Consider the following 5,331-nt stretch of genomic DNA (forward strand, 5'->3'; position numbering starts at 1 on the left):
CGGGTGAAGTGGACGGGTGAGGGGCAGTTGGTGTTCGCGGGGCGGGCGGACGAGCAGGTGAAGATCCGCGGTTTCCGTATCGAACCCGGCGAGGTGCAGGCCGTGGTGGCCGCACACCCATCAGTCGCCCATGCGGCCGTGGTGGCCCGCGAGGACGCGCCCGGCGATGTCCGCCTGGTGGCCTACGTGGTGTCTGACGACGGTCGCAACGGTGACGAACTGGCCTCCCGAGTCCGCGAGTTCGTTGCCGCTAAGCTGCCGGAGCACCTGGTGCCCGCCGCGGTGGTGGTGCTCGACGCGCTGCCGCTGACCGTGAACGGCAAGCTGGACCGCAGGGCCCTGCCCGCACCGGAGTACACCACAGTCGGTGGCCGGGCGGCTGCCACGGTGCAGGAGGAGCTGCTGTGCCAGGCCTTCGCCCAGGTCCTCGGCCTGGAGAAGGCCGGCGTGGCCGACGACTTCTTCGCGCTCGGCGGCCACTCCCTGCTGGCCATGCGCCTGGTGAGCCGGATCCGGGCGCTCCTCGGTGCCGAGGTACCGATCCGGGTCCTCTTCGAGGCGCCCACCCCGGCCGCGCTGGCGGCCTGGCTCGGTCAGGCCGCCCAAGGCCGCACCGCGCTGGCTCCCATGGTGCGCCCCGAGCGGCTGCCACTCTCCTTCGCCCAGCGCCGCCTGTGGTTCCTGAGCCAGCTGGAGGGACCGAGCACCACCTACAACATCCCCATGGCCCTGCGGCTGTCCGGGGACATCGACCGGACCGTCCTTGCCGAGGCACTGCGGGATGTGATCGGCCGCCATGAGGTACTGCGCACGGTCTTCGCGGCCACCGAGGACGGCGATCCGTACCAGCGGATCCTGCCCGCCGAGGAGACCGGCTTCGAGCTGACCGTCACTCAGGTGGCGCCCGGCGGCCTGGACGCCGCCGCAGCCGAGGTCTCCGGGTACACCTTCGACCTGGCCGCCGAGATCCCGCTGCGGGCCTGGCTCTTCACCGAGGGCGAGGACGACCAGGTGCTGGTGGTGCTGGTGCACCACATCGCCGGGGACGGCTGGTCGATGGGCCCGCTGGCCCGCGACCTCTCCACCGCCTACGGTGCACGCCTCGCCGGCTCGGCCCCCGAGTGGACCGCCCTGCCGGTGCAGTACGCGGACTACGCCCTCTGGCAGCGTGAGCTGCTGGGTGACGAGCGGGACCAGGACAGCGTGATCTCCCGCCAGGTCGCCTACTGGCGTGCGGCGCTGGCCGGGGTCCCGGAGGAGCTGGAGCTGCCGGTCGACCGGCAGCGCCCGGCGGTGGCCTCGCACCGCGGGCACAGCGTGGCGCTGGAGATCCCGGCCGAGGTGCACCGTCGCGCGGCCGCGCTGGCCCGGGAGCGGGGTGTGACCCTGTTCATGGTGCTGCAGGCCGCACTGGCGGTGACCCTCAACCGGCTCGGCGCCGGCACGGACATCCCGGTCGGTACCGCGATCGCAGGCCGTACCGACGAGGCGCTGGACGAACTGGTCGGGTTCTTCGTCAACACCCTGGTGCTGCGCACCGACCTGTCCGGTGACCCGAGCACCGGCGAGGTGCTGGAGCGGGTCCGCGAGGTGAGCCTCGGCGCGTTCGGACATCAGGACGTGCCGTTCGAGCGCCTGGTCGAGGAGCTCTCCCCCACCCGCTCGCTCTCCCGCCACCCGCTGTTCCAGGTCATGCTGACCGTGCAGAACACCGGCCCGGCGACGCTGGAGCTGCCGGGTCTGCGGACCGGGCAGCTGGCGGCCGGCCCGACGACGGTCAAGTTCGACCTGGAACTGGGCGTCACAGAGGTCTTCGACGAGCAGGGAGCTCCGGCTGGACTGCGCGGCGTCCTGATCGCGGCGACGGACCTGTTCGAACCGGACACGGCCGAGCGGCTCGCCGAGCGGCTGGCGCGCGTGCTGGCCGCGCTGGTGGCGGCGCCGGACGCCCCGATCAGCAGCGTGGACGCGCTCGCCCCGGACGAGCGCGACCGGGTGCTGGTGGCATGGAACGACACCGCCCGCGCCGTACCGGCGGCCACCGTGCCGCAGCTGTTCGCCGGGCAACTGGCGCGCGATCCCGAGGCGATCGCCGTGGTGTTCGGGGACGTCGAACTGACCTATGCGGAGCTGGACGCCCGGGCGAACCGCCTGGCCCGGCTGCTGATCGACCGCGGAGTGGGGCCGGAGTCGCTGGTGGCTGTGCTGGCCGACCGCTCGGTCGAACTGGTGGTGGCGTACCTCGCGGTCTGGCAGGCCGGAGCCGCCTATCTGCCGATCGACCCCGCGCACCCGGCCGACCGGATCGGCTTCATGCTGGCCGACACGGCGCCGGTCTGCCTGCTGACCACGGAGGAGAGCCAGCGCTCGGTGCCACAGGACTGCGGCCTGCCGGTGCTGGTGCTCGACGGGTCACAGCTGGCGGCCGAGACGGCCGGTCTCGACGCCACGGCGGTGACCGACGCCGAGCGCAGGGGAGCACTGCTCCCGGCGCACGCGGCCTACGTCATCTACACCTCCGGCTCGACCGGAGTGCCGAAGGGCGTGGTGGTCTCGCACCAAGGTGTGGCGAGCCTGCGGCAGACCCAGCTCGAACGATTCGCGTTCGACAGCGACAGCCGGGTACTGCAGTTCGCCTCGCTGGGCTTCGACGGCGCGGCCTTCGAGGTGCTGATGGCCCTGTGCAACGGCGGCCGGCTGGTCATGGGGACGGCACAGCAGCTGCTGCCCGGCCCAGAGCTGGTCGACCTGGTGGCCCGTCACGGGGTGACCCACCTGATCGCCCCGCCGGCCGCCCTGGGTGCGCTGGAGCCGGACAGCCTGCCGTCCGTGACGACGCTGGCCGCGGTGGGCGAGGCGCTCGGCGCCGACCTGGTGGCCCAGTGGGCGCCGGGCCGCCGCTTCCTCGACGGCTACGGCCCGACCGAGACCACGGTCGCCGCCGCGATCTCGGCACCGCTGGCGCCGGGCGAGCAGCCGAACATCGGCACACCGATCGTCAACACCCGGGTGTACGTGCTGGATGACGCCCTTACCCCGGTGCCGACCGGTGTGGCCGGCGAGCTCTACGTGGCCGGGGCCGGCCTGGCCCGCGGCTACGTCAACCGCGCCGGACTGACCGCCGAGCGGTTCCTGGCCTGCCCGTTCGAGCCGGGTGCCCGGATGTATCGCACCGGGGACCGGGCCCGCTGGACGGCGGACGGACGCCTGGTGTTCGCCGGCCGCGCGGACGAGCAGGTGAAGATCCGCGGCTTCCGGGTCGAGCCGGGCGAGGTCCAGGCGGTGGTCGCAGGCTGCCCGGGTGTGGCGCAGGCCGCCGTCGTGGCCCGCGAGGAGGGCCCGGGCGACAAGCGGCTGGTCGCCTACGTGGTGGCGGGCCTGCCGGAGGGTGCGGCAGCGGACGGTCTGGCCGGCGCCGTGCGCCGGCACACCGCGGAGCGGCTGCCGCAGTTCATGGTCCCCTCGGCCGTGATGGTGCTGGACGCGCTGCCGGTGACGGTGAACGGCAAGCTGGACCGCCGGGCACTGCCCGCGCCGGACTACACGGTGGTCGCCGGCACCGGCCGGGCACCGGCGAACGCGCAGGAGGAGATGTTCTGCGAGGCCTTCGCCCAGGTCCTGGGGCTGCCCGAGGTCGGCGTGGACGACGACTTCTTCGCGCTGGGCGGCCACTCCCTGCTGGTGACGAAGTTGGCCAACCGAGTGCGCACGGTGTCCGGTGTGGAACTGCCGCTCCGGGTGCTGTTCGAGGCACCGACGCCGGCCGCGCTCGCGGTCTGGCTGGCCCAGCGGGCCGGAAATCAGAAGAGAGCTAGGCCCGCACTGCGGCCGATGCGTAAGCGGGAGGACTCCTGATGATTCCCTTGTCATTCGCGCAGCGCCGACTGTGGTTCCTCGCCCAGCTGGAGGGTCCGAGCGCGTCCTACAACCTTTCGCTCGCCCTCCGCCTGACCGGCGACCTCGACCGGCAGGCGCTGGTCGGGGCGATGCGGGATGTCATCGGACGGCATGAAGTGCTCCGCACCGTCTTCCCCGCTGCAGACGGGCAGCCGTACCAGCGGATCCTGAAGCTCGAGGAGTGCGGTTTCGAGGTGACGGTCGCCGACTCGACCGCGGCCGAACTGACCGGGGCGATGGCCGCGGTCACGGCCGAGCCGTTCGACCTGGCCGTACAGATCCCGCTGCGCGCCCAGCTCTTCGCGCTGGCTCCGGACGAGCACGTCCTGCTGGTGGTGATCCACCACATCGCCTGGGACGGCGGCTCACTGGCGCCGTTCATCCGGGACGTCTCGGCGGCCTACGCGGCACGGCTGACCGGCCGAGCCCCGGAGTGGGAGCCGCTGGCTGTGCAGTACGCGGATTACGCGCTCTGGCAACGGGAGGTGCTCGGTGACGAGGACGATCCCGAGAGCCTGCTGTCGGCACAGGTGGCCTACTGGCGCCAGGCGCTGGCGGGCGCACCGGAGGAACTGGCGCTGCCGGTCGACCGGCAGCGACCGGCGGTGGCCTCGCGCCGCCCCGAGACCGTCGAGCTGAGCGTCTCCGCCGAGACGCACCAACGGCTCGCGGCACTGGCCCGGGAGCGCGGCGTGACCCTGTTCATGGTGCTGCAGGCCGCACTGGCGGTGACCCTGTCCCGGCTCGGTGCCGGCACGGACATCCCGATCGGCACGGCCGTCGCCGGCCGCACCGACGAGGCGCTGGACGACCTGATCGGCTTCTTCGTCAACACCCTGGTGATGCGCACCGATCTGTCCGGCGACCCGACCTTCACCGAGGTCCTGGAACGGGTCCGCCGGGCGAGCCTGTCGGCGTTCGAGCACCAGGACGTGCCGTTCGACCGCCTGGTGGAGGAGTTGGCACCGGTCCGCTCGCTGGCCAGGCAGCCGCTGTACCAGGTCATGCTGACCGTGCAGAACAACGGCCCGGCCGGTGGCGACGGCGGGCCGCGACCTGACTCGCCACGGCTGCGGATGAGCCCGGTCCCCGCGGACACCGGTGCGGCGGCCGCCAAGTTCGACCTGGACGTGCTCGCGGGGGAGGAGTTCGACGCCCGGGGCCTCCCGGCGGGGCTGAAGGTGACGATCATCGCGGCGGCCGACCTGTTCGACGCCGCCACGGTCGAGCGCATCGCCGGTTGGCTGGTCCGGGTCGTCGACACGGTGGCCGCGGCCCCCCGGACCCGGCTGTCGGCGGTGGAGGTGCTGGACGAGGCCGAACGGCGCCGACTCCTGCGCGACTGGAACGCGACGGAGCGTCGGCTGCCGGTGGGTCTGGTGCCGGAGTTGTTCGAGGCGCAGGTGGGGCGGACGCCGGAGGCGGTGGCGGTGG

2 protein-coding genes are annotated in these 5,331 nt (G+C 73.0%); both read left to right on the forward strand.

Features of this window, described 5'->3' with window-relative positions; translation table 11 throughout:
• Positions 1-3,855: amino acid adenylation domain-containing protein (locus tag ABZ845_RS31655; protein ID WP_360986908.1), on the forward strand; the 3,855-nt coding region annotated here is incomplete at its 5' end.
• On the forward strand, positions 3,855-5,331 hold a 1,477-nt coding region (locus tag ABZ845_RS31660), incomplete at its 3' end, for a condensation domain-containing protein (protein ID WP_360986911.1). The genes ABZ845_RS31655 and ABZ845_RS31660, both read left to right, overlap by 1 nt.

Origin of the sequence: Streptomyces sp. NPDC047022 (assembly GCF_040644155.1) — a bacterium.
Lineage (GTDB): Bacteria > Actinomycetota > Actinomycetes > Streptomycetales > Streptomycetaceae > Streptomyces.